The sequence below is a fragment of the Microcoleus sp. ARI1-B5 genome, assembly GCF_036705795.1.
Taxonomy (GTDB): domain Bacteria; phylum Cyanobacteriota; class Cyanobacteriia; order Cyanobacteriales; family Microcoleaceae; genus Microcoleus.
In genome coordinates this window covers 416,862-439,287 of record NZ_JAUBVK010000003.1, presented here as the reverse complement: position 1 = coordinate 439,287, position 22,426 = coordinate 416,862, and the positions used below count along the sequence as shown (strand labels likewise).

Sequence of the window (22,426 nt, the reverse complement as noted above, 5' to 3'; positions counted from 1 at the left end):
GAGAAATTTTATTAAGATTTGTTACATTTGAGAAAATCAAAGATGAGAGTGTGGTACAAAGTCTTCATTAGATAAGTCCGATCGCACGTTTGGTTTCATAACGAAATATTACTTTGTTAGCCAAAAAAGAGACGAGGCTTAGGGCGATCGTTTATTATCCTGTTTTCAGGGAGAGATTGAAGGAGCTAAATTATAATCTATGTTTAAGCCATTTCAGCAATTTCTAGAAAAAGAACTGTTTGAGAACTTTGCACTAGAGAGCCGTCCCATTCCCTCTGGATTGGAATCTGTGGTGAGTGAAAGAGGTAAAAATCCCGCCACAATTCAAAGCTGGTGCTATCAATGCCCAGAATTGCGAAAAATACGCTACACCTACATCGATGCTGGGGAAACGGCGCAAATTTTCAACAGTGTCATTTATCCAAACCACAATTACGATGTGCCCTTGCTAGGGATTGATTTTTTAGCGTTTGGACAAAAGAAAATCTTGGTGGTTATAGATTTTCAGCCGTTATTTCGCGATCGGCCTTACATAGAAAAGTATATCGAACCATTGACCGAAATTAGAGGTAAATACAGCGCTTTGGTACAAGACTTAGAAATGAAGTTTTATGATGCCAACCAGTATTTTTCTAAGAATTTGCTCTTTGCCAAAACAGACGCCGAAACAGTGGTCAACCAATTGTTTCCCGCCTATCAAGAATACGTCCAGTTGTATTGGAAAATGCTAGAGCAAGCTACTCCCCTGAACACTCCCGAAGAAGTTCAGCGGATCGTGAAAGCACAGAAAGATTACGATCAGTACAGTGCAGAAAGAGACCCCGCATCCGGGCTGTTCGGCAGCTATTTTGGCCATGAATGGTCAGAGCGCTTTTTGTACGAGTTTTTGTTTGAAGATGCTGTTCCCTTAGCGATTCCCGCCGGGACAAAATAAATTAAAAATGACTCTCTATCAGCCTTTTTTAGATTGGGCCATCCCACTGCTCGGGGAACGACTTGACCTAGCTCCCTATCCGATTCCGGCAGGTTTTGAAAGTAAAGAATGTATAACTGGGAAAGGAAAAAAAGAGCAGTTGGTTGTCACTACCAGCTATGCTTTTAAATCCCCAAAACTGCGGCAAATTCGGGCGGCTCACGTTGAGGGAGGCGATGCTCTTCAGGTTTTGAATTTTGTGATTTTCCCCCAAATTAATTATGATTTGCCTTTTTTTGGGGCGGATTTAGTGACTTTGCCGGGGGGACATTTGATTGCTTTGGATATGCAGCCACTTTTCCATGATGCGGCTTATCAGAAGCAATACTCAGAACCAATTTTACCGATTTTTAACAAGTATCAAAAAGATTTGCCCTGGGGGGGAGATTTTCCGGAAGAGGCAAAACCTTTCTTTTCTCCTGCTTTTCTGTGGACTCGTCCCAAGGAAACTGAGGCTGTGCAGACTCTTGTGTTTGATGCTTTTAAGGATTATTTACAAGCTTATCTCGATTTGGTCGATCGCGCGCAACCAGTCACCGACAGTCAGAGATTGGCCCAAATTCTTCAGGCTCAACGCAATTATATCAACTACCGTGCTGCGAAAGATCCTGCTAGGGGAATGTTTCTGCGGTTCTATGGTGAGGAGTGGACTGAGGAGTATATTCACGGTTTTCTGTTCGATTTGGAACGCCACCTGGAACACTGATAAGTAGAAGGAAGAAGGCTTTAGTCTTCGGGTGCGTCATTTTTGGATACAGTACGCAGGCCATTAGTATCAACAACCAGGTCAAACGCAATCAGAGACGGCTGTTTGGCGATTCAGACTAGATCCCCCCTAGCCCCCCTTCCCAAGGGGGGGACAAGAATCTTCTCAAAGTGGGTCTTCTTAAGGGGGATTTAGGGGGATCTGGCATCGGGGGAAAACGAGATTTCCCAACGGTTTTAGGCTGAAGTTGACACCAATGGTACGCAGGCGCAGTCAGAAACCGGGTTTGATGGACGAAAATTATTCGCTGTAGTCCGCAGATTAGGTAAAAAACCCGGTTTCTTTGGTCTTAATGCGTAAGTCCCGACTAACAACCAAGACTTTGAGCTGTATTATTCCGAGTATAAGAGTTCCAAGTACCTAACTCCTTGGAAGTGCGGCTGCAAAGCATCGCTCTCGTTTGGGCACTCAATCCTTGTACCAAGCTGAAATCAGCACCGGCAATACTTTTCAACTGCTCTAAATTCGCTCCAGTCAAATCAGCAGCCCGTAAATCTGCGCCCTGCAATTCAGCTCCAATTAATATCGCATTCCGCAAATAAGCACCAGTCAAAAAAGCATTCTGAAGATTAGCCCCACTTAAAGCCGCTCCCTCTAAATTTGCTCCAGTTAAATCCGCTCCACTGAGATAAGCACCTCGCAGATTGCAATAACTCAAATCCGCTCCTCGGAGGTTGGCTGTATTCAAAAAAGCCCCGCTGAGACTAGCTTTCGGGCCAAGAGCTTCGGATTTTTGGTAATTAAATCCTTCTGGCCACACAGTCTTGCTATCATATAAAGCTAATTTGAATTTAGCTGCTTCTAAGTTGGCATCGACTAGATTGCAACCTTGTAAATCAGCTCGAAAAAAATAACTTTCTTGTAAATTTGCTCCACTCAAATTGGCGTCTCGGAGATTGGCGCGCCGGAAATCTACTCCCTGGAGATTTGCACCTTGGAAATTAGTTTTGCTGAGGCCCGCCCCAATCAAGTTGGCTCCGCTCAAATCAATCCCGGATAAATCCATTTGGCTGAGGTTGATTCCCTGGAGGTTGGTTTGAGCTAGACTTTTAGTTGCCTCGATAGCTTGTAAGACTTCTGTGAGAGTCAGGGGCTCAGAGAGGAAAAATGAGTGTTGACGAAGTGCCATTATATTTTTTGAAGATTTATTGATGGAATTGCTCAAAGTTGTCCGGTGTCATTTATCCTAGGATTTGACAGATGACCGATCGCCAGAAAGTTAATTTTCTTAACCAAAATCCGATCCGATTTCCCTTCCATCCCCCTATACAAGGGGACTTGCTTGATTCCTCTCGCTAAGTAGACACAGAAATGCTGCTAACACCACCGATGACTATGATGGATTTCTTTCGCAAGAGTGAGGGCGTTTGGTTCACTCAGCGAACAGTCCATAATTTTGATACTGCTGCTGCTGATGAGTCGGGAGAATCCAATGTCATGATTGATGTCTTGTCAATAGATGATCCCAGAGTTTTAGAGGTTTGTCAACAGCAAAATGTAGATCCCGCTTTAGTTAGTGGGGGATGCAGTTTTATGTGGCAAGATAATTTGGATGATGCCATCCCTAACCAAAATTATGCTGCAATTCTGATCGATTTGCCGAATCCCAATAACCCGAAGATGGGTAAGTTTCTCCGAAATCGAGGCTACGTTGAAGGTATTCCGGTGATTGGTATTTACAATTTTGCTGATGATGGGGTATTGACTATTGAGACGGAATATGAGACAAATCAAGGACAGGAACGCTGTTGGTTTATTAACGATCATTTTCGAGTGCGGGTGATGACCGTTCAAATGAGCAATGGGGTTAAACAAATGGCATACTGTTCTGAGCGTCGTTGTATTTCTGAGTCTGTTTTAGAAGAGATGTTGGAACACAATCGCTTGAGATTGTCTGGGGCTGGTGCGGTGTCACATTAAAGTCTCTGGAAAAAATGCTTTTTGATTTGTCATCTCAAGTTCGGTCGATCGATCGTAATATTGATGTGGGGTGGGTTGATTGAGCGATCGGGTTTTTGATTTAGGCTTGGGCGGGGCGGGTTGATTGAGTTCTCTGGTTTTTCAGTTAGACTAGGGCTCACGGGCCCCTACGGGAATTATGTCCATTTAATCTCAGATATTGCACGCCCGATCGAGAATCTGTAGGGGCCCGCGAGCCAATAGCTTTAAATGATACAGACAGGTTAAATAAACCCGCCCCATCCCACAATAAAGTCCGTTAGAGTGTAAAATATCTATTTAATCGGACTTAATTAACTGTAATTTTTCACCTGTTATTAAACTATCAAAACTATGTCTGAAAACGAAGAATTGACAAGATCCGATCGCGATGAATCTGCCGCAGATTTAACAGAAAATTCAACACAGATAGAGGCTGAAGAATTGGTGGAAGTTATTGCAGAATTTGAGCGTTATCGGGAACGTTTGGTGAATGAGACGATCGCTGCGGCACAAAAGGCAAAGCTGCCACAGAAAGCAGCCATGGCTAAAATTGAGCCGGAACTTGCTAAAATTGATGCTGGACTAGACAGTCTCCGCACTCAATTGGCGGCTGTAACTACTAATAATTAGGTGGCGATCGTGGTCAATTCTAATGCTCAATCTCAGGATGCTTCAATTATGTTGGCTCATGCAGAAACAGATGCTTTGCTTCAACAAGTTACTGAAAAAATAGATTTAGATACTTTTGATGTTAATGATGCTGAGCTTTTGAGGCGTCTGGTTGAATGTTTGGGTGATACGCGGGGGATGACTCGACTGCGTTGTGCGGAAACTCTGGCGGAAATTGGGGAGGCGGCGACTCCTTTTTTGTTGGATGCTTTGGGAAATCATGCTAATCCGGTTGTGCGGCGTGCTGCGGGTAAAACTCTGACTTTGATTGGCGATCCGACGGCGGTTCCTAATTTAATTCATGCTTTGTTGAATGATGAGGATACGGTGGTTAAGGGTTCGTCTATTGGGGCGCTGGCGAGGATTGGTGAACCTTCTGTGCAGGCTTTGTTGGATATTTTAGCATCTACTGATGCGCCGGAAAGTACGATCGGTCATGCGGCTTGGGCGTTGGCGTTTATTGGGGCGGGTGCGAAGGAGTATTTGTATCGGGCGATCGCCTCTGATTCGCCTGTGGTGCGCGGGGCGGTGGTAGGGGCGATCGCCAAAGTCGCCCAGGAAGAGCCCAAAGCGGAATTATTCGAGATTTTGGTTAAGTCTCTAACCGATGTTGATGTTGACGTGCGCTGCGAGGCGGCTGCTGCTTTAGGAAATCTCGCCTATAAGCCTGCAATCCCCAACCTGATTGAGTTGCTGCATCACAGCGATGGCGAAAGTCGCAGGGCGGCGGCCTTGTCATTGATGAAAGTGGGCGATCGAAGTGCGATCGAACCGCTACAAACGGCATTAGCCCAGGAATCGGAAGCGGCTGTGCAAGGTGTAATTAAGTTGGCAATTTCTCAAATTAAGTAACTAAAAATATGACGGAACCTGGCACAGGGCGGATGCTGCTTTCTCACAATTTTGATATGCCAGAGGATGTCTTTCCGCAATTGAGTCGGGAAGATTTGACTCTGGTATTTGCTGAGGGTTTAAGTCAATATCCTCAGATTAAATGCCGTCAATTAAATCATCCGCATTGGATGGTAGAAGTGTTATTTTCTACCAATGAGTTTTCTCCTCCTCAAGTGGGAGAATTTTGCGCTCAAGCTTTGCTGGATAAGCGGATGAGTCAAGGAAAAGTTGATGGTGCTTTTCCCGATATTTTGATTTTAGCGGGGTTGAAAAAAACTCCGCCATTGAGTAGCGATGCTGAAGCGTTGCAACCGGGACAATGGGGGGTTGATTTGGTGGAAACTGCGTCGGCGGATAGTTTTTTGATGGGGCTCGGGTGGGAGGAGAAAACATCCGGGAAAAGTATTGAAGATGTTTTCAAGGTTGAAAGGAGAAAAGGCTATAATGTGTAGTTGAGTGGCGACTATCGCCTCTGAATTTATCGTCCTAAAAGAATACACGACATCTGAACAAAAACAATATGGCATAAGTATTAATGTAATGGCAACCTAAAAAATAGGAAGGTAAATATGAGCGTAAATAGCTACTTAATTCCCGGCGAAACATTTAGTACAGGCAATCAATCCGATCGCTCTCAATCCTCTCTTTCCGACGAGCAAATCAACAACAAGTATAAGAGAGGTGAGATCCGAATTGTTACCGAGCAAGCTCGTTATCCACTTGATACCATAGAAACTATGCTTGATAGCAAGCAGGGAGACAGTAAAAAATACATCCTAAATCCTGAGTACCAACGTAGAAAAAGGTGGGATAATGCTCGCAAATCTCGTTTAATAGAATCATTTATAATGAATGTACCTATTCCACCTATCTTTCTTTACGAAATAGATTATTCTATTTATGAAGTCATGGATGGACAACAAAGGCTCACAACTATTTATGATTTTTATAAAGGTAGATTTGAGTTAAAAGGATTAGAATATTGGCAGGAACTTAATGGAAAAAGATATCACGATTTACCCGAACAAGTCAGAAGAGGTATAGACAGGCGCTATTTATCATCTATCGTGTTGTTAGAAGAGACAGCAAAAACCCGAAAGGAAGCAGAAAGTCTCAAGCGAATAGTTTTTGAAAGATTGAATAGTGGAGGTGAAAAACTAACACCACAAGAAACAAGAAATGCTTTACATAATGGCAAATTTAATCAACTGTGCCTGAAACTTGCCAAAAACGACCTCTTTCGTAAAATGTGGCAACTACCCTTAGAAAGTGAGGTGGAAGATTTACTACTTAAAAGCGAAGAAGAGCTAAAACAATCAGAATTTTCATCTAGATTATCATTATACCGTAAAATGGAAGATGTTGAATTAGTTTTACGATTTTTTGCTTACAGACATTTAGATAAGTTCAAGTCCCCGATCGATGATTTTTTAGATGATTATCTGAGACAAGCAAATAGCTGGCAAGACCAAGTTTTGAACACTCTTGAATCTCTATTTAACGAAACTATTGAGTTGGTTTACACAGTGTTTGGTGAGAGTGCGTTTTTACCTCCTTCAAGGTCTCAAGAATCTAAAACACCGAGAAAGATTGTTTACGATCCACTAATGCAGGTTTTTTCAAAAAATTTGACATCCAAAAACCGCATAATAGAAAATGCGAAAACCATCAAAGAAAAAAAATATTCAAATGATAAATTTTTAATTTCTCGAAGAAAAAACAGATATATTTTTGATGGAAGATTTAACGATCGAAAGGATGTGCAAGAGCGCATAAAATATTTTAATGAATTTCTACAAAGCTATATTTAATAAACTTGAGTAGAGATTTATGAATATAGCATCATTGGAGGACTTCAAAAAAGAAGTCAATCAAATACGAGAATATTTGAAACACATTCAATATGTCAGTGATGTGGTTGGTTGCGCAGTTTTAGAAGAGGATAACGAACAACTCAAGGTATTGCTAAATAGGCTAAAAGAACACGATAGAATTTTTAGAACAGATAGACGGATATTTGAATACAAAGCAGCTATTATTTCGCTTTATGGGCTGTTAGAAAAATATGTTGAAACTTGGATTAAAGAATATTTAAATTCACTTTCCTGTTTAATATGTGATTATCACAATTTAGATGAAAAAATTAGAAATAATCATTTTGAACTTTCTTTAAAACTAATAAGCACTATTATAACTAGAGAGATTGTAAAATATCAACACCTTACCAAAGAGGAAATTTTAAGAAAATTAAATACTTGTCTTGTAAACCCGACGAACTATCAAATCAATACAGAAGCATTTGTTTTGTTATCGGGAAATTTAAAACACGATAAAATTGTAGAATTATTTAAACTTTTCAATATAGATTTGAACGGTGAGTTAATTAAAAATGAAAACCTAAATCAAGAAATTGGTTTAAGTCCCGATCTAATTTCAAGAACCGATAAGGATATTTTGTACAATAAAATTAATGATTTAGTTGAAAGAAGAAATCAAATTGCTCATGGTTCGGAAACATTGGATATTTTAGGCATCTCTGGATTGGAACCTTATATTCAATTTTTAGAAGTGTATTGTCAAGCTATTTTTGAAACCTTAGCTGAGAAAATTATTCAACAAGAATCAATACATACTTTTCAAAAGATAGAAAAAGTAGTTAAAATATTTAGTAGTAAGATATTGGCATTTGAAATCGACAATTATACGATCGAAGTTGGCGATATGGTGATAGTTGAAAACGCAGAAGGAAGATTCTACAAAAAGCCTATTTTGGAAATTCAACTAGATAATATAAGGCATCAACAACTTACAATTATAGAAAAAACAAATATTTCTGTACTTGTTGACCTGAAAATCAAAGATAATCAAACATTTTACATAGAAAAAAAATAATTCCAGTCCCTAACAATGCAGTCAATCCGTCATAGAATATTAATATTCATATTATTGTTTTGAGCAATGTATAAAAACTATATTTATACCAGGAACAACTCTTTTGACATCATTAATCGCACTAGAAATAGCTTCATAAGCCGATGATGCCTCGCGGATGAAATTTAGTGCGACATATCCTTTATTTCCAACTCCGATTAAGGCATCATCACAGCCACCTGCATATAGTCTCTCAATAAAATCATCTGGATCGTCTAGGGAATTTTCCAGCTTAAACTTCAAAGTAAAATCATACTCGTTCATTTTTTATTCCTCCTCTGGGGAAGACTCATTGATTCACCCTGTCAAAGCTCAAGCTATCCTTCATTAGCGAGATATTATACCAAATCCGGGTAAAATATCCCCGATTGGACTCGGCGGTTGAAACCGCGTCTATACAAACAAAGCCCGCCTCCGCGGGCTAAAGAAATAAAGGGGGCCCCAAACCCGGATTTGGTATTACTTATACATTTCACCAATCATCTTTATTCGAGCCGCTTTAAAGCCCTGGTTAGGCTATATTGTAGACTTTCTTCTGGACAGGAATACGAATCACAAACTCCGCCCCTGTGCCCGGAGTTGAAAAACACATTAGCTCACCGCCATGTTTTTCGGTGATGATTTGGTAACTGATCGCCATTCCCATTCCGGTTCCTTTACCAACAGGTTTTGTGGTAAAAAATGGATTAAATATCTGTTTTTTGATTGATTCGGAAATTCCGCCTCCAGTGTCGGCGATCGCAATTTCCACCCACTCTAAATCAATCACAAATGTAGAAATAGTAATCTGACTAGGATTTTCTTTTCTTTCTTGTTGAGTTTTTCGAGCATTCACCTCACCAATCGCATCAATAGCGTTTGCCAGAATATTCATAAACACCTGATTTAATTGTCCAGCATAACACTCCACCAACGGTAACTTCGCATAATTGCGAATCACCTTAATCTCTGAGCATCCTCGATTATCCTTCAGACGGTGTTGCAAAATCAGCAATGTACTATCTATCCCTTCGTGAATATCTACTGGCTTGAGCTCGGCTTCATCCATGCGCGAAAAATTTTTTAAGGACAACACAATTTGAGAGATACGCTCAGTTCCAATCTTCATAGATTTCATAATTTGGAGTAAGTCTATCTGCAAAAAATCTAGCTCAATTTCAATTTCTTTCTCTTCAATTTCAGCGACGGGATTGGGATAGTGCTGCTGGTATAGTTGCACTAATTCCAGCAGGTTTTGCGAATATTGCTGAATATGTGTGAGGTTGCCGTGGATAAAGTTAACTGGGTTATTAATTTCATGGGCTACACCCGCTACAAGCTGTCCTAAGCTAGACATCTTCTCAGCATGAACAAGTTGGGATTGAGTTCGTTTAAGTTCGATCAATGTCTCTTCTAGCTGACGCTTTTCCTTGACTTCCCTCTGTGAATCTTCTAGCTCGTGGATGATTTGTCGGAGCAAAAACTCCTTTTTTTGATTGGTTTGTTCGAGTTCCAAACAGTTTTTTTGGGCGCGCTCTAACTTTTTTCGCAAAATTCTGTTTTCTTTTTCTAGCTGCTGAGTCTTTTGAAAATTATCTATTTCTTCTGAGAGCATATTCTTATTCTCCTCCAAGTAGCAAAGTAATAAAGGTCTCATTATGAAAACAGGAGATTTTCTGATTTTGGAAAGGAGAAATTTCGCCATTGGTGTAAAACCCACAACTCGGCAATGCCTGGGTTAAGCAGGTTTGAGTTAGCGCATATTCTTCTTTTGTCCGACTACCTAAAATTTGTCGCCGGCTAGCACAGGAAAAATACAGAGCCGCCGCAGGTACTTTACCTGGATAATTTTCTAAGGCTTGCATCATAGATCTTTGAGATGCAGTGAGAATACGATCGTGGGTGGTTTCGGTAATTTGAACGATCGCGCGTTCGGGAATGTCCCCAAAAAAGGTCACGCTTCCGACTGAGGGATCGTAAGCTCCACTGGGCGCTCGCATATAGTAATGACTTTCATCTAAATCAAACACGGCCAGGGGATATTCTGAAGAGGGCGGCATTTTCCCGAAGTAGTGATGATAAAATTCTAGAGCGGGTTTGCGATCGATTTCGTACAGGATATTTTGAGAGGCTTTGGTCACTGTACCTTTTTTACCAAGTGGATTCCAGCCACTAGCAATACCGTGAGAAAATAGAAGGTCTCCAGAGATTAAGAGAATCGGAATCGCATCGCTACAAACTTCTGTGCCGAAGAATTGATAGGTTTGTTGGAACCGCCACTGATCGCCCGTGAGTCCGCCAAAAATCGGGACTTGTTTGTCTAAAGCTTGATTCAAGCTATCTAAAATCAAGACGGCACTTGCTGTTAGACTTTCTGGGAAGGTAATACAAAGTTTAATCGGATCTTGATGACCGATTTTTGCTTGAACAATAGCAGTTTGAATCGCCGCCTGCAAGTCCTTGGAAATCCCTCGTCCAATCCCAGCACGGATAGTAATTCGATCGGAACAAAATAGGATGAGGCTAAGCGAATCTTGTTCAAATCCTAACACAGAAGACATTTCTCCATCCGTTGTGCCACCAATCAGTTGAAGTTCGGGATATTGCTGATGAATTTGATGCAAAATTAGGCTGTGCTCGAAATCAATGGCAGCCAACAAGATACCTGCTTGAGGAAGTTCGCCTGACAGGGAATCATGACATTGCTCTAGGACTTCTGTTATTGCCGCTAGAGAGTCAGGATCGTTGCTATGACCAACGACAGCTTTTAACATAGGTCTGCTCCTGTAGTTTCGACACTAAATGATTACAGAAATATACATAGTTGTTACCTACTATTAGATTCCTGATTTTGTATTAATTTTTCACAAACTTGACGGCGATCGCACGACAGCATTTCTTTAGGAAAGCAAATATACCTGTAGGGGCTCTCGCCTGACGGCAATAAAGATGAGCTTCTAACCAATAACTGCATCTGCCGGAATACTTCGCCCTGCTTTCGGGAAAAGATGCACCCGATCGCACCCTATCAACAATCGATTTCTAGCCCGTGCTATTTTATGAGTATAGCGAAATTTTGCCCCTTGTCAACTCCTCTGGACTAACTAAATCAAAGGAGCAGGTAATTATATTTTACATTGGATAGAATCATTAAATAGAAAAGACGAGCCGTTTCTCTTTAGGATCTGTCTGTCTGATTAATTGATGCTTCTGAAGCGATATAAACTTGAATTTTGCCGACAAAATTAGGATTAAGTTGATAGTTACGAGTAACAGTATATCTATCGCCGATGATGTCAGCTAAATTTGCCTCAAGCATACCTGACATTATAGCAATTTAAACAGTCCTGGACGCATTAAGGCCTTCAAACCTTAGTTTTTTATTTTTACTGTGGACTACAGCGAAGGATTTTCGTCCATCAAACCAAGGTGATGACCACCCGTGAGTCAGTCCTATTAAAAAAGTGTGGCGAGAATCATCAATTTTATAACAATTATGAAAAGTTGCTCCTGAGCGCGCCGGACACGGCAATGCCGTTTCCCTACTGATTCTCACACGCTTGTATGTAGCAATAGTTTTGGCAATTGGTATTAGCCTACAACTTCAGTCTTGGAAGCAACGTCACCACAGACGGGGGTTATTCTAGGGGGAATGGCCCCTACAAAAGGCTATATGTAGAGGCGAGTGCTTAAGTCTTAAACTTGTAGCGAGATAGTCTTTACCCAGCCATCTACCTAACTATCTGCACGCTTGTAATTCATCACCAAATCCAACCGAGATAAAGAACTTCTCGCCGATTCCCGCACATAGGAATCAACTGCTTCATCATTGGCAAATCTGGTGAGAACTTCTAGACAACGAGGATCGCCCACAGAAGCCAGCGCACTCACGATCGCCACCTGTACCGCCACATTATCCGTTGTTTTCAGCGCTTCCACCAAAATTTCAAACGCAGGGGAACCTATCTGCCCCAAGGCCATCACTGCTGCGATGTGAACCACAGGATTCGCATCATTAATCGCCGTTTTTAATCCCTGCAAACCGACTTCTGGCAAAGGTAATTCTGGATAATTAGTTGCAATTTGTGCTAATGCTTTCGCTGCACTTCCTCGCACCGTAACATTGTCGCTGTTTAACAATGCGTCCACTACCGATGGTACCGCATCCTCGCCGATCGCGCCCAAGGTTTTGACGGCCGCCCGACGATAGGTGACATCTTCGTCATCTAAAATTCCCACCAGTCGAGGAATTGTATTTTCATCGCGGGAATCGGCTATTTCATACATAGCCCGATCGCGCATATGAGGATTCGGGTGTTTTAGTTGTTCAAACAAAGCGTCTGTTGTCATGATTTATGAAGGAAGTTCGGCAACGGATTCTGTAACGGATGTAACGGATGTAACGGATGTAACGGATTTCAGTCGGAAGAAGGAAGTCGGAAGAAGGAAGAATACTCGGGTTTCTGAGCAAGATCGTGTCAATTCGATTGCTAGCGATTGAAACTGTTTGTAGTGCCCACGAAAGTCCGCAGCATCAGAGGACTAAAGTCCGAACGATCAAACCTTGTAATTCCTAAATTAAGATAATTAGGATTTTACTGAATTATGAGCTTCTATTTTAGCTTGCACTAACCAATCTCGATCGGTCGCATCGGCTTGATAACCGCTGAGATCGCCTAGTTTTTCGAGGGCAATTAATGCAGCATACTGCAAATCCCAGATTTTTGTTGCCAAACAGGCTTGCAGTGCTGGAATGGCACGCTTTTCTCCGAGTTCCCCTAGGGCGATCGCAGCCGCCGCACGGGATTTCTGAAACTGGGGTTGGGGGTTATTCAAAGCTTCCAATAACAAATCGTAGGCGGGAGAGTGCTTGAGCCAACCAAACAATTTTACTACATGAAAGTGCGCTCCGTAGTCATTGTTTGCTTCTTCGGCAAAAGTGGCAAACAAAGCTGCTGGTGCCTCCTCTGAGTAATTTTCGAGAATTGTTTTGCAGGCTAGATAGCAGCGTCCGAAATCCGTTTCGTATAATTGGTTAATCAGAAACGGTAAGTCGGGTAATTCTTCATAGCTGTGCACTAAATCCAAATCACCTGGTTCATCCCGTAAGGTTTGTTCTAAGTAGGGTTGAATGCGGGCAAAGGTAAGGGATTTGTCAGCTATTCCGGCTGCTGCTAGCATCCGAATTCCCCTCAGCCTAAAGACTAAAGATACGGGACATTTGGCAATGTTGGGAATTGCATCGTAGTAGCGGGCATCAATCAAATCCTGAATTGATAGTCTGCGCCCTAGGACATTTTTGTGTTGCAGCATGGCGACAACTTTTCCCATTTGAGAAAAGTCTCTGGTTAAACGACAAATTGCGGCGATCGCAGCACTAGCAGTGGGTGGATCGAGATCGTCAACAAATTTGCGAATTCTTGTCTCGGCTGGCTGATAATCCAATTTAGTGAGGGTGTGGATAATTACTCGGTAGGTTTGTCCGGGTTTATCCAGCAATTGAGCAACTTCTTCTAAAATCTCGGCGTCTTGAGTGCCAATTTCGCCGATCGCCCAAACGGCATTTTCTACGGTGTAGCAGTCATCATCGCTCAAACAGGTGCGAATCACTGGCAGTGCTTGGACAGCTTGCAGTCTTCCCAAGGTTTCCACCGACTTGCGGCGTACAATGCGGTTTTCCAGGGCCGGATCGGTTTGCTGTACTGCTCGCATCAGTGCTGCGATCGATCGATCTGTGGCAAAATTGATCAAATGGGAAGCGGCTATGTAGCGGGAATCTTCTTCGCCGATTTGGTCTTGTGGCGTATCTAAAAGGGCGATCGCCTGGTCTTCGGTTAAATTAAAAAAACTAAAAAAGCGTTTATCCATAAAATTAGCAGTCTGCAATAACCCAATACAGTCCCGATCAAACGGCGGTTGAAACCGCTTCTTGTCAAACGATGTCCGCTTTCGGGCCGACTAAGAGAGGATAACATATAACGTAATTTTAACCTTCCAGTCTTCAACCCGCACCAGAAGGGTTTTGTCTGTATAGAAGCGGTTTCAACCGCCCTATTTTATTAACCCAAGCGTATTGTGTAATAACCATAACAGGATATGCCTATTCAAACACAATAACAAGCCCAGGAATTCTTTACCCTTACTTCACCGAAATCGGTAGAGCAACGAGCCAAGAGTTCCTAGACTTGTCGGGGTAGAAACTACCCAGTTACGACATTACAAACCTGTCTAATTAATTAGGACAGGGAGTTGATGGCGTAGTCGAGGAGAGCATTGTACTCAGTCAAAGCTTGAGCAGACATATCGCGAGGAGCGCAACCGCGGTTGCGAGCAAAGCTTAATGCTTCAACGTAAGGAGCAGTAGGCAAGCCCAAAGCGCGATAGACTTCGCGTTGACCGGCAATACCCCATTCATCGAGGGGGCCTGTGCCGCCAACTACCAAGCTGTATTGAACCAAGCGCAGGTAGTGCTTGATGTCGCGGTGGCATTTTGCTTTGAAAGTATCGGTGGAGTTAGCTTGACCTTGTTCGTTCAAGTAAGGATACTTTTTGATGCAAGCATCATAAGCTTCTTTAGCAACTGCATCCAGGTTGTTGCCCAGTTTTTCTGCAGCTTCTAAACGAGCAGCAGAGCGTTGGATAGAACCTTGTACTGATTCTAAATCTGAGGTGCTGGGGAAGCGTCCTGCTGCATCAGCAGAAGCAATCGCGGTGGTGAGAACTGATTTCATTTCCTAAATCTCCTAAACTGATTTTGACTGTGAGCGTAGTTTCAATTTTGCTGAGCGAATTGCGATTAGCAATAAACTAGCTCAGGGCAGAAATGATGCGATCGAAGTAGCTGGAAGATTCAGCAACCAAGCTAGCGCAACGATCTTCTACTACAGGAGAGCCCATTTTGCGGAGCTTAGCACCTGCACGAGCTTCGCTGGGGTTGTCTTGAATGTGAGCAGCAGCACAAGCTTTCATGATTTGAACAGCACGCACGGTGGAGGTGGTGGGTACGCCCAAAGCTGCGTAGGTTTCTTTCAAACCATTCAAGCAACGATCGTCAAGAACTGAAGCATCACCAGCCAAAAGAGCGTAGGTGACATAGCGCAGAATGATTTCTGCATCGCGCAAGCAAGCTGCCATGCGGCGGTTAGGATAGCAGTTACCACCGGCTTGAATCAAGCCTTGGTTTTCGCAGATCATGCCGGCTACGGAGTCGGAAACGATGCAGCTAGCGTTGCTGGCGATCGCGTTTACAGCATCCAAGCGTCGGTTGCCGTTGGCAACGAAAGATCTGAGGGCAGCAATATCACCGACGGTGGAGGTGCTGGCATCGGCTGCAACTACAGCTCTTGAAAAAGCGTCAAGCATTGAGTTCTCCTTAACTTAGACGAAAAATTATTTTTGATCTCTGTTAGTCAACTTAGTGACGAACTTGATGGTTTTGAATATATCTTTGGGATGATTCCTCCGTCTCATTCCTGAGAAACAAAGTAACAATTTGTTACTTTTGTCGCTAAAAGCACATTTTTTCGTTTAAATCACATCTTCCACCATTCTCGCTTCACTGCCTCTAAGGGCCTATTCCACAACAGGTCAAGTTACTTGTGGGACACCCTTGCGGGCCCTTGAAAAACTTGCGGGCAATGGTGCAAGATGTGATTTAAACTCACATCCTGAGCTGACAAGCTATGTTAAGTGTGTCGATCAGACCCTACGCGGGTGAAAGTGACCTGGAAGCGATCGCCGATTTAATCAATACTTGCGAAGAAGTCGATCGGCTCGAGCAAGGCACTTCTCTCTCAGAATTGCAACAAGAATTTAACCAACCGTCCCGAGATTTAGCCCGCGATATCTGTCTTTGGGAAGATGCGGGCAGCAAATTAATCGGTTTCGCTCAGTTGTGGATTTCTGAACCTGGGGAAGTCATCGACGGTTCGCTGTGGTTTCGCGTCCACCCCGAGGCGCGTGGCGGGGGTGTGGAAGCGGCGGCAGTCGCTTGGGGCGAAAGGCGGATGCGCGAGGTAGCACAAGAGCGGGGCGCGCGCGTGAAGCTGCGATCGGGGGCTAGGGCACAGGATGCCGATCGCATTTCTGTGCTGGAAAGTTGCGGTTTTAGGGTCGATCGCTATTTTTGTCGCATGGCGCGATCGCTCTCGGAACCGATCGCAGAACCTGAATTCCCAGAAGGTTTTGCGCTGCGTCTGTTCCCGGGGGAACACGATTCCGAAGCATGGGTAGAAATGTTCAACCAATCGTTTATCGATCACTGGAACCACCACGATTTAACGGTGGAGAAATTCAAATACCATTTAGCCAAACCCAGTTACAGAAAGGATTTAGACTTAATTGCTGTTGCTGCTGACGGGACTTTTGCAGCTTTCTGTTATTGCGAAATTAATGTCGAAGAGTGCGATCGTACCGGGCGAAACGAAGGCTGGATTGCCGTTCTCGGTACGCGGCGCGGCTTCCGCAAACTTGGCTTGGGACGAGCGATGTTGCTGGCTGGTTTGCAGCGACTGAAAGCTGCCGGTGTCGAGACTGCGATTCTCGGCGTCGATGCTGCAAATCCTTGCGGTGCATTGCGACTTTACGAATCAGCCGGCTTCCACAAAATTCGCGATAGCATTTTTTATGTTAAGGATGTTTGAGCGATTTGGGCGATCGGGATTTACGCACAGGATTTGAGAAACCGGGTTTCTCTGTGTATGCCTTGTCGCCAAACAATATTTCTCGTAGAAACCCGGTTTCTGGGCCCGAGTGCACAGTTTGCGATCGCACTCCGACTCGTAGGTATATGAAAGAGCGCTTTCATCGCAACAACGTACCTTTATTTAAGGTATCTAAAAAACTTTTCCTACCCCCTTGACACTTGTGTAGTATCTATGTAGTATAGACATATGGAAAGCGCAGGAGAGCCAAAAACCTGTATTTTCCGTACTAAATCTGAACCTTGACAACTAAATAGCGTTCGAGATTTCAAGGAACATCAATTTGAAAGTCTTGCAATACAGACTTGATTGTCATGTTGTTACTTTTCACGAGACTGTTCTCTTACAGACTGACTCGGCCTGAGTCAGATATTGTACCAAAACAGCCGAATTTCAACGAATCTCAGGCGGATTCAGAACAACATAGTTGCGATCGAGCGCGATCGGCCAAAAAGACTGAGGAAATCCGCCATCTCAAACAAGCTTACCATTTAGAGCGGCGTTTGTTTATGTAAAAATTGTCATGTTAGCGCAGATGCGAATGCCGGCAATTTTTACCTATTAACTCCCGGCTAAAGAGCAGACAAGCTATCAATCCAAAATCTAAAATCTAAAATCCAAAATCGCTTAAGGAGGTAACAGTTATGGTTCACATTCGTTTTGAAGGACGTTCCTATGATGTGGCAGAAAACCAACTGGGTATCGCGGCAGGAATGAGCGACAAAACAATTCAGGAACGTCTGGCCAATCATTTTGATGTCAAGAGCGATCGCTTCGAGTCTTACGTGCTCGATCGCCGTCCCAGCGGCGATTTAATTGTCCGCCCCGAGGCCGTTTACGGCTAGAAATTAACTTTTATTCCGCGCCCCAATTCGAGAAGCCTACAAACATTAGGGTTCTAGTTCTGAAAAGATTGCGGGTTCAAGTCCCGCTAAAGGCTTCGGCTTTTATGGTGGAATGGTAAACACGCTAGAAATTGTCAAAAGCTTTTCAAACTTGCGCGGAATAAAAAATTATAATTTGTCGGAGGCGCACCCCAACTAAAGAAGCTTACAAACTGGTAACGTTCGACTTAAAATCGAATCGTGGGTTCGATTCCTAAAAAACAAAGCTTCTCTGACTCGTGCGCCGCCTCTTATACCTGAAGTTTTTATATCTTTCAGGCGGTTACAAAGTTCCACTTCGCGCCCTCACAAAGGAAGCTTACATACTAGCTCTTGGTAGGGCATTTCTCTGTAGAAGAAAAGGTCGCGGGTTCAACTCCTGCGTATGTGCAAACGGCTTTCTTAACTTGCGCGAAGTGACTTTTGCTATCATAACATTTTGCTTAAATATTTTTCCTAAAAAAGTTTGTAGTGAGGACTTTAGTCCGCAGAAAAAGAAGGACTGAAGTCCTCACTACAAACCTTATGGAAAACAAGGGAAACTATCCGCTGTTGAATCTTCAGTTCCGCGCCCTAACATATGAAGCGCATACACACGATTCCACCGATCGGTCACAGGTTCAAATCCTGTCTGTCCCGTTTGAGGGGCTGTAGCTCAGGGGTAGAGCAATCGGTATGTTAAACCGCTTTTCAAACTTGCGCGGAATCTCTAATTTTTTAAGGACTGAATTCGTTGGTACAAGCGAAACACTTCGCGCCCTAACTGATGAAGCTTACACACTTTACTAACTACAAGAGCCCTAAGGTACTGATATTCGAGCGATCGAATTAGGGAAGCATTCCGAGTCTCTAGTTCTAGATGAGGTTTGCGCGTCCACTGCTAGGTAAAACTGGTAAGGACGGCTGTGCTTAAAGCTTTTTTGACTTGCGCGAAGTGTTTTAAATTTTGTCACATTTTACAGAAATTGCTCGCAGAGCGCTAGAAACCGGGTTTATTACGCATTTTTTTCGGTGTAGTCTGTAGATTAGGTAAACAAACCTGTTTCTTTGTCAAAAGTTCGTCCATGACTAGGATAATTTAATTGGCAATTTTTAACAATTATGAGCGAACATCGATTAGATAGAATTGTTATCGAACGACCTCGCGGTGGGTTGAGAAGCAGCTTAAAAAAGGTGAAAGGAAACAAGAAAATTTTGAATAGACTTACTGAGGCAGCCTGCACAGATGGACTGTTGAGTCCTTATCTACTCAAACTGAGAAGGAAAAGCAAATATTTTTCTGATTGTCTGGGGCCTTTATATCGCTGGCTGCGGAGCAAAGTAGGACAAGAGTGGGATGATATCTACCACGAACTGTGTCAAATTCTTGATATAACTACGCTTTCTGGAAAACATATTCTCTCCCATGTTTGGGGTTATGTGGAAAGAGATGCTGTGTTGGTTGATGGAATTGTTTACAAGCGTAAATCTCAGCGTCAACTTGGTTTTTGGAAAGAGGAACTTTACGTTCACCCTGAGACGCGGATACTCTGCTTAGCAAACAAGGTACCAAAAATACCTCCGAAAAAGCCTGATGATTTTCTCAAGATCGATGATTACCATCATTATCAAAAGTTAGATGGCATTTGGTATCTTTTCGAGCTGGCAGATATGGAAGAATTGGAGGTAACTAAATATTACTCCCGTGTCAAAACATGGAAGTATACTGCGAGGAAACGTCAGTGTAACAAGAAGCAAATTAAGTTCATCACGGAACAACTCAGTAAAAGTTAAAAGAGATGAGTCGGCGGTTGAAACCGCACGCCAAACAAACGATGTCCGCTTTCGGGCCGACTAAGAAATTGATTGGGTATTAGCTATGAGCAATAAACTGGCAATTTACCGATCGCCCTACGAGATAGATACCCTCCTCCACGCCTTCCAAGAATGCACCCTCCCGCGCAGCCAATGGACGCACGAAGCCCATTTAACCGTTGCTTTATGGTATTTTCTGTTTGGCGAATCGGACTCAGAGGCGATCGATGCGATTCGCAATGGCATCAAACGTTACAACGCTGTGAATGGCATTGAAACCACGCCAAACAGCGGGTATCACGAAACGCTAACGCTGTTTTGGGCGCAAACTGTGCGCGAGTATCTGGCTGATGAAGGCCGCAATCGATCGATCGTACATCTGGCTAACGGTTTGATTGCCGAATATGCCGATCGCACTTTACCATTTCACCACTATACCCGATCGCACCTGATGTCCTGGGAAGCCCGGAATAATTGGGTTGAACCGGATTTAAGGGCGATCGACTCCGAATCCGAAACAGTTCGCCAGGGATTGAAATCCCTGGCTAATAGCTAAAGTCCTCTGAAGAGGACTCACTATATTTTTCTATTTGTTTTGAATGCAGACAAAACACATTTTAAAGCACGAAGTTCAGTCCTCTTTAGAGGACTTTAGCTTTGAGCCAGGGGTTTAAACCCCTGGCGGACTAAAGCAATAGGTGCAAAATATGAGGTAACACCAATGAATATGAATACAGCAGAGCGCGATTTACGTTTAGAAATGCTCAACAGTCTGCTCACCACACCTCACCGACAACTGGAAAAGGTGACAGAAATTCACAAGTTAATTATCGAATTAGACCCGATTTTTTACGGTCATTTAGCTGTGTGGTATCAGCGTCACGGCGACGTGCGCGATCACAAGGAAGTTTTTGCCGGAAATTTGCTGACTTCGACCTTGACAGAGCACCGAGATGCCGGGTTTATGATGCTGCAAGAGTTCCCTCCCTACGAGGTTTCGCGGATTGTGGACTTTATGAAGCAGCACCAGAATAAGGTGCCCCGCAGCGCGCGCACTGCTGTCACTCGCTATCTGCGATCGCGGGAAAAGAATGCACAGTTTTTCGATCGCGCCGCCATCCGCAACCGCAAGGCGATGAAGCATTTGTACGCAACGCTGCACGTCAAGCCGAGCGATCGAGCGTCGGCTATCCTGTTTAAAGACAATCCGCCAGAAGACTCGCTGGCATTTGTTTTGAAGCAGTTGGCAAAGGCGGCGACTCCTGCGGAACAGGCGAATTTGATTGTCGAGTACAAGATTCCGTATACGATCGCAGTTGGTGCGATCAAAATGCTAACGCCAACGGTGTTAGCAGCGCTGATTAACTCGATGTCGCCGCAGGAAGTCATCAACAACCTGAAATCGATTCAGTCGCGGGGCGCGATGGATCACCCCCAAGTCAAGCTGTTGATTGACTCGAAGCTGGATGAAGCCGCAAAGTGCGATCGGGTTTCTGCTTACAAAGCGAGTGTTGCCGGTGCGGGCGCGAAGTTCGACGCAGCCACGGCGGCGAAGCTGGAAGCGGTGACAAACGAACAGGTGAAAAAGCGCGGCAAGATTGTCAAAGCAACGGGTTTGTTGGTTGACAAGTCGGGAAGTATGGAAAGTGCGATCGAAGTCGGGAAGCGTCTCGCTGCTTTGATTTCCGGGATTTCCGAGGCGGCACTGTTCGTTTATGCCTTTGACACGGTGCCGTATCCAGTGCAAGCAAACGGCTGCGAATTGACAGACTGGGAGCGCGCATTCAAGCACATTCGCGCTGGCGGCGGCACAAGTTGCGGTTGCGCGGTGGAAGCAATGCGAATTAAAAAGCAGGTGGTTGAACAGTTCATTATCGTAACAGATGAAGGCGAAAACGCTGCACCTTATTTTGCAGATGCTTATCAGAATTACTGCCGCAGTTTGGGGGTAAATCCTGATGTTGTGATTGTGCGAGTTGGTTCTTGGTGCGAATATGTCCAGAAGCAATTAAAGGACAAACAAGTATCGGTGGAAACGTTTACGTTTGCGGGTGATTATTACTCGCTGCCGAACTTGGTGCCGATGTTGTCTCGTCCTTCGCGGCTGGAATTATTGATGGAAATTCTGGATGTGGCTTTGCCTGTCAGGGATGACAAATGATATAATGGGATTGCCCGTCAGTTATGCTGGCGGGCAGTGTCTACCCTTCCTTACTTGAGAGGATAGTTCGGTGACTTCAATATTAATCAAAGATTTAGCAACCGAATTAGAGCTTTTCACCGAAGATCCAGTGGAAAGATTTATTACCAGTGGGGTAAGTTGGCAACAGTACGAAGAACTACTGAATCAACTGGGAGATAGTCCTTGGTATCGAGTTACTTATTTAGAAGAAGTCCTGGAAATTATGTCCCCAAGTCGCCGTCACGATCGAGACAAAACAAATATTGGGATGCTGCTAGAAGCGTATTTTCAAGAAACACGGACTCGGTTTTGGGGATTGGGTTCAACTACATTTCGCATTCAAGCAAAAAAGGGCGGTACAGAACCGGATGAGTGCTATTGTATTGGTACAGAAAAAGAGTTTCCCGATTTGGCGATCGAGGTGGTACTAAGCAGTGGCGGTCTGGATAAGCTAGCTGTTTACCAAAAGCTCGGAATCAGAGAGGTTTGGTTCTGGAAAAATCGTCGCTTTGAAGTTTACCATTTGCGGGGAGACGAATATCAAACAATCCAGCAAAGCGAGTTGTTGCCCAATTTAGATTTATCATTGCTGGCCGAGTATGTACAACGCCCCGATCCTCTTGAGGCGGTGTTGGAGTTTCGGGAAATAGTTAGAGAAAATTTAGGCAGAAATTGAGATTTAATATGGTTTCCGAGTGCTGTGCGAGGGAG

The 22,426-nt window shown here is 43.7% G+C and carries 25 protein-coding genes and 1 tRNA gene; 17 read left to right on the top strand and 9 right to left on the bottom strand.

Features of this window, described 5'->3' with window-relative positions:
- Positions 1 to 199 precede the first annotated feature (199 nt).
- Positions 200 to 934, top strand: coding sequence for a 15,16-dihydrobiliverdin:ferredoxin oxidoreductase (locus QUB63_RS07145; RefSeq protein WP_332944127.1), 735 nt, complete (start codon positions 200 to 202; stop codon positions 932 to 934).
- A gap of 7 nt (positions 935 to 941) precedes the next feature.
- Positions 942 to 1,679 carry a phycoerythrobilin:ferredoxin oxidoreductase gene (locus tag QUB63_RS07140; protein ID WP_332944125.1) on the top strand — a complete coding sequence of 246 codons (738 nt, stop codon included), beginning with the start codon at positions 942 to 944 and terminating at the stop codon, positions 1,677 to 1,679.
- Between the two features lie 367 nt (positions 1,680 to 2,046).
- Here QUB63_RS07140 and QUB63_RS07135 read toward each other — a convergent pair whose 3' ends face one another.
- Positions 2,047 to 2,868 carry a pentapeptide repeat-containing protein gene (locus QUB63_RS07135; RefSeq protein WP_332944123.1) on the bottom strand — a complete coding sequence of 274 codons (822 nt, stop codon included), beginning with the start codon at positions 2,866 to 2,868 and terminating at the stop codon, positions 2,047 to 2,049.
- A 182-nt stretch (positions 2,869 to 3,050) separates the two neighbouring features.
- On the opposite strand from QUB63_RS07135, the gene QUB63_RS07130 reads away from it, so the two are divergent.
- From QUB63_RS07130 to QUB63_RS07105, 6 genes are all read left to right on the top strand, one after another.
- A complete protein-coding gene (locus QUB63_RS07130) occupies positions 3,051 to 3,659 on the top strand; it encodes a phycobiliprotein lyase (RefSeq protein WP_332944122.1) in 609 nt (202 codons plus the stop codon).
- Between the two features lie 372 nt (positions 3,660 to 4,031).
- Positions 4,032 to 4,310 (top strand): hypothetical protein, encoded by a 279-nt coding sequence (locus tag QUB63_RS07125; RefSeq protein WP_332944119.1) that lies wholly within the window; start codon positions 4,032 to 4,034, stop codon positions 4,308 to 4,310.
- 9 nt (positions 4,311 to 4,319) lie between these two features.
- Positions 4,320 to 5,201, top strand: coding sequence for a HEAT repeat domain-containing protein (locus QUB63_RS07120; protein ID WP_332944118.1), 882 nt, complete (start codon positions 4,320 to 4,322; stop codon positions 5,199 to 5,201).
- Between the two features lie 8 nt (positions 5,202 to 5,209).
- On the top strand, positions 5,210 to 5,695 hold the full coding sequence (locus tag QUB63_RS07115; protein ID WP_332944116.1) for a DUF2656 domain-containing protein: 486 nt from the start codon (positions 5,210 to 5,212) through the stop codon (positions 5,693 to 5,695).
- Positions 5,696 to 5,812: 117 nt separating this feature from the next.
- On the top strand, positions 5,813 to 7,054 hold the full coding sequence (locus QUB63_RS07110; protein WP_332944114.1) for a DUF262 domain-containing protein: 1,242 nt from the start codon (positions 5,813 to 5,815) through the stop codon (positions 7,052 to 7,054).
- A gap of 19 nt (positions 7,055 to 7,073) precedes the next feature.
- On the top strand, positions 7,074 to 8,135 hold the full coding sequence (locus QUB63_RS07105) for an MAE_28990/MAE_18760 family HEPN-like nuclease (RefSeq protein ID WP_332944113.1): 1,062 nt from the start codon (positions 7,074 to 7,076) through the stop codon (positions 8,133 to 8,135).
- Positions 8,136 to 8,186: 51 nt separating this feature from the next.
- Here QUB63_RS07105 and QUB63_RS07100 read toward each other — a convergent pair whose 3' ends face one another.
- The 5 genes from QUB63_RS07100 to QUB63_RS07080 all read right to left on the bottom strand — a co-directional run bounded on the left by QUB63_RS07100 (position 8,187) and on the right by QUB63_RS07080 (position 12,503).
- Positions 8,187 to 8,438 carry a DNA-binding protein gene (locus QUB63_RS07100; RefSeq protein WP_332944112.1) on the bottom strand — a complete coding sequence of 84 codons (252 nt, stop codon included), beginning with the start codon at positions 8,436 to 8,438 and terminating at the stop codon, positions 8,187 to 8,189.
- Positions 8,439 to 8,685: 247 nt separating this feature from the next.
- Positions 8,686 to 9,768 (bottom strand): sensor histidine kinase, encoded by a 1,083-nt coding sequence (locus QUB63_RS07095; RefSeq protein ID WP_332944111.1) that lies wholly within the window; start codon positions 9,766 to 9,768, stop codon positions 8,686 to 8,688.
- Between the two features lie 4 nt (positions 9,769 to 9,772).
- A complete protein-coding gene (locus tag QUB63_RS07090) occupies positions 9,773 to 10,927 on the bottom strand; it encodes an FIST signal transduction protein (protein ID WP_332944110.1) in 1,155 nt (384 codons plus the stop codon).
- Between the two features lie 404 nt (positions 10,928 to 11,331).
- Positions 11,332 to 11,481: a hypothetical protein gene (locus QUB63_RS07085; protein WP_332944108.1), complete on the bottom strand. Its 150-nt coding sequence runs from the start codon at positions 11,479 to 11,481 to the stop codon at positions 11,332 to 11,334.
- Positions 11,482 to 11,888: 407 nt separating this feature from the next.
- Complete coding sequence (locus tag QUB63_RS07080) at positions 11,889 to 12,503, bottom strand: HEAT repeat domain-containing protein (protein WP_332944107.1); 615 nt, start codon at positions 12,501 to 12,503, stop codon at positions 11,889 to 11,891.
- Between QUB63_RS07080 and QUB63_RS07075 the strand changes: the two genes are divergently transcribed.
- Complete coding sequence (locus QUB63_RS07075; protein ID WP_332944106.1) at positions 12,502 to 12,654, top strand: hypothetical protein; 153 nt, start codon at positions 12,502 to 12,504, stop codon at positions 12,652 to 12,654. The genes QUB63_RS07080 and QUB63_RS07075 overlap by 2 nt on opposite strands.
- An 86-nt stretch (positions 12,655 to 12,740) precedes the next feature.
- Here the strand turns inward: QUB63_RS07075 and QUB63_RS07070 are convergent, their stop codons facing one another.
- The 3 genes from QUB63_RS07070 to cpeB all read right to left on the bottom strand — a co-directional run bounded on the left by QUB63_RS07070 (position 12,741) and on the right by cpeB (position 15,515).
- Entirely contained in the window at positions 12,741 to 14,021 is a 1,281-nt protein-coding gene (locus QUB63_RS07070) for a HEAT repeat domain-containing protein (RefSeq protein ID WP_332944105.1), read from the bottom strand.
- A gap of 368 nt (positions 14,022 to 14,389) precedes the next feature.
- Complete coding sequence (locus QUB63_RS07065) at positions 14,390 to 14,884, bottom strand: bleomycin hydrolase (protein WP_332944103.1); 495 nt, start codon at positions 14,882 to 14,884, stop codon at positions 14,390 to 14,392.
- A 76-nt stretch (positions 14,885 to 14,960) separates the two neighbouring features.
- The gene (gene cpeB, locus QUB63_RS07060; RefSeq protein WP_332944101.1) at positions 14,961 to 15,515 is read right to left on the bottom strand and encodes a C-phycoerythrin subunit beta; all 555 of its coding nucleotides are present in this window, start codon (positions 15,513 to 15,515) and stop codon (positions 14,961 to 14,963) included.
- A 320-nt stretch (positions 15,516 to 15,835) separates the two neighbouring features.
- On the opposite strand from cpeB, the gene QUB63_RS07055 reads away from it, so the two are divergent.
- The 8 genes from QUB63_RS07055 (at position 15,836) to QUB63_RS07020 (ending at position 22,391) form a co-directional block, all read left to right on the top strand.
- Positions 15,836 to 16,795, top strand: a complete 960-nt coding sequence (locus QUB63_RS07055) for a GNAT family N-acetyltransferase (protein ID WP_332944099.1) — start codon at positions 15,836 to 15,838, stop codon at positions 16,793 to 16,795.
- A gap of 374 nt (positions 16,796 to 17,169) precedes the next feature.
- Positions 17,170 to 17,370, top strand: a complete 201-nt coding sequence (locus QUB63_RS07050) for a radical SAM protein (RefSeq protein WP_332944098.1) — start codon at positions 17,170 to 17,172, stop codon at positions 17,368 to 17,370.
- Between the two features lie 129 nt (positions 17,371 to 17,499).
- A complete protein-coding gene (locus tag QUB63_RS07045; protein ID WP_332944096.1) occupies positions 17,500 to 17,700 on the top strand; it encodes a hypothetical protein in 201 nt (66 codons plus the stop codon).
- A gap of 359 nt (positions 17,701 to 18,059) precedes the next feature.
- A tRNA-Tyr gene (locus QUB63_RS07040) sits at positions 18,060 to 18,130 on the top strand.
- 710 nt (positions 18,131 to 18,840) lie between these two features.
- A complete protein-coding gene (locus tag QUB63_RS07035; protein WP_332944095.1) occupies positions 18,841 to 19,512 on the top strand; it encodes a hypothetical protein in 672 nt (223 codons plus the stop codon).
- A gap of 85 nt (positions 19,513 to 19,597) precedes the next feature.
- Positions 19,598 to 20,089 carry a hypothetical protein gene (locus QUB63_RS07030; RefSeq protein WP_332944093.1) on the top strand — a complete coding sequence of 164 codons (492 nt, stop codon included), beginning with the start codon at positions 19,598 to 19,600 and terminating at the stop codon, positions 20,087 to 20,089.
- 165 nt (positions 20,090 to 20,254) lie between these two features.
- Complete coding sequence (locus QUB63_RS07025) at positions 20,255 to 21,694, top strand: hypothetical protein (protein ID WP_332944091.1); 1,440 nt, start codon at positions 20,255 to 20,257, stop codon at positions 21,692 to 21,694.
- A 70-nt stretch (positions 21,695 to 21,764) separates the two neighbouring features.
- Positions 21,765 to 22,391, top strand: a complete 627-nt coding sequence (locus QUB63_RS07020; protein WP_332944090.1) for a Uma2 family endonuclease — start codon at positions 21,765 to 21,767, stop codon at positions 22,389 to 22,391.
- The last annotated feature ends 35 nt before the right edge of the window (positions 22,392 to 22,426 follow it).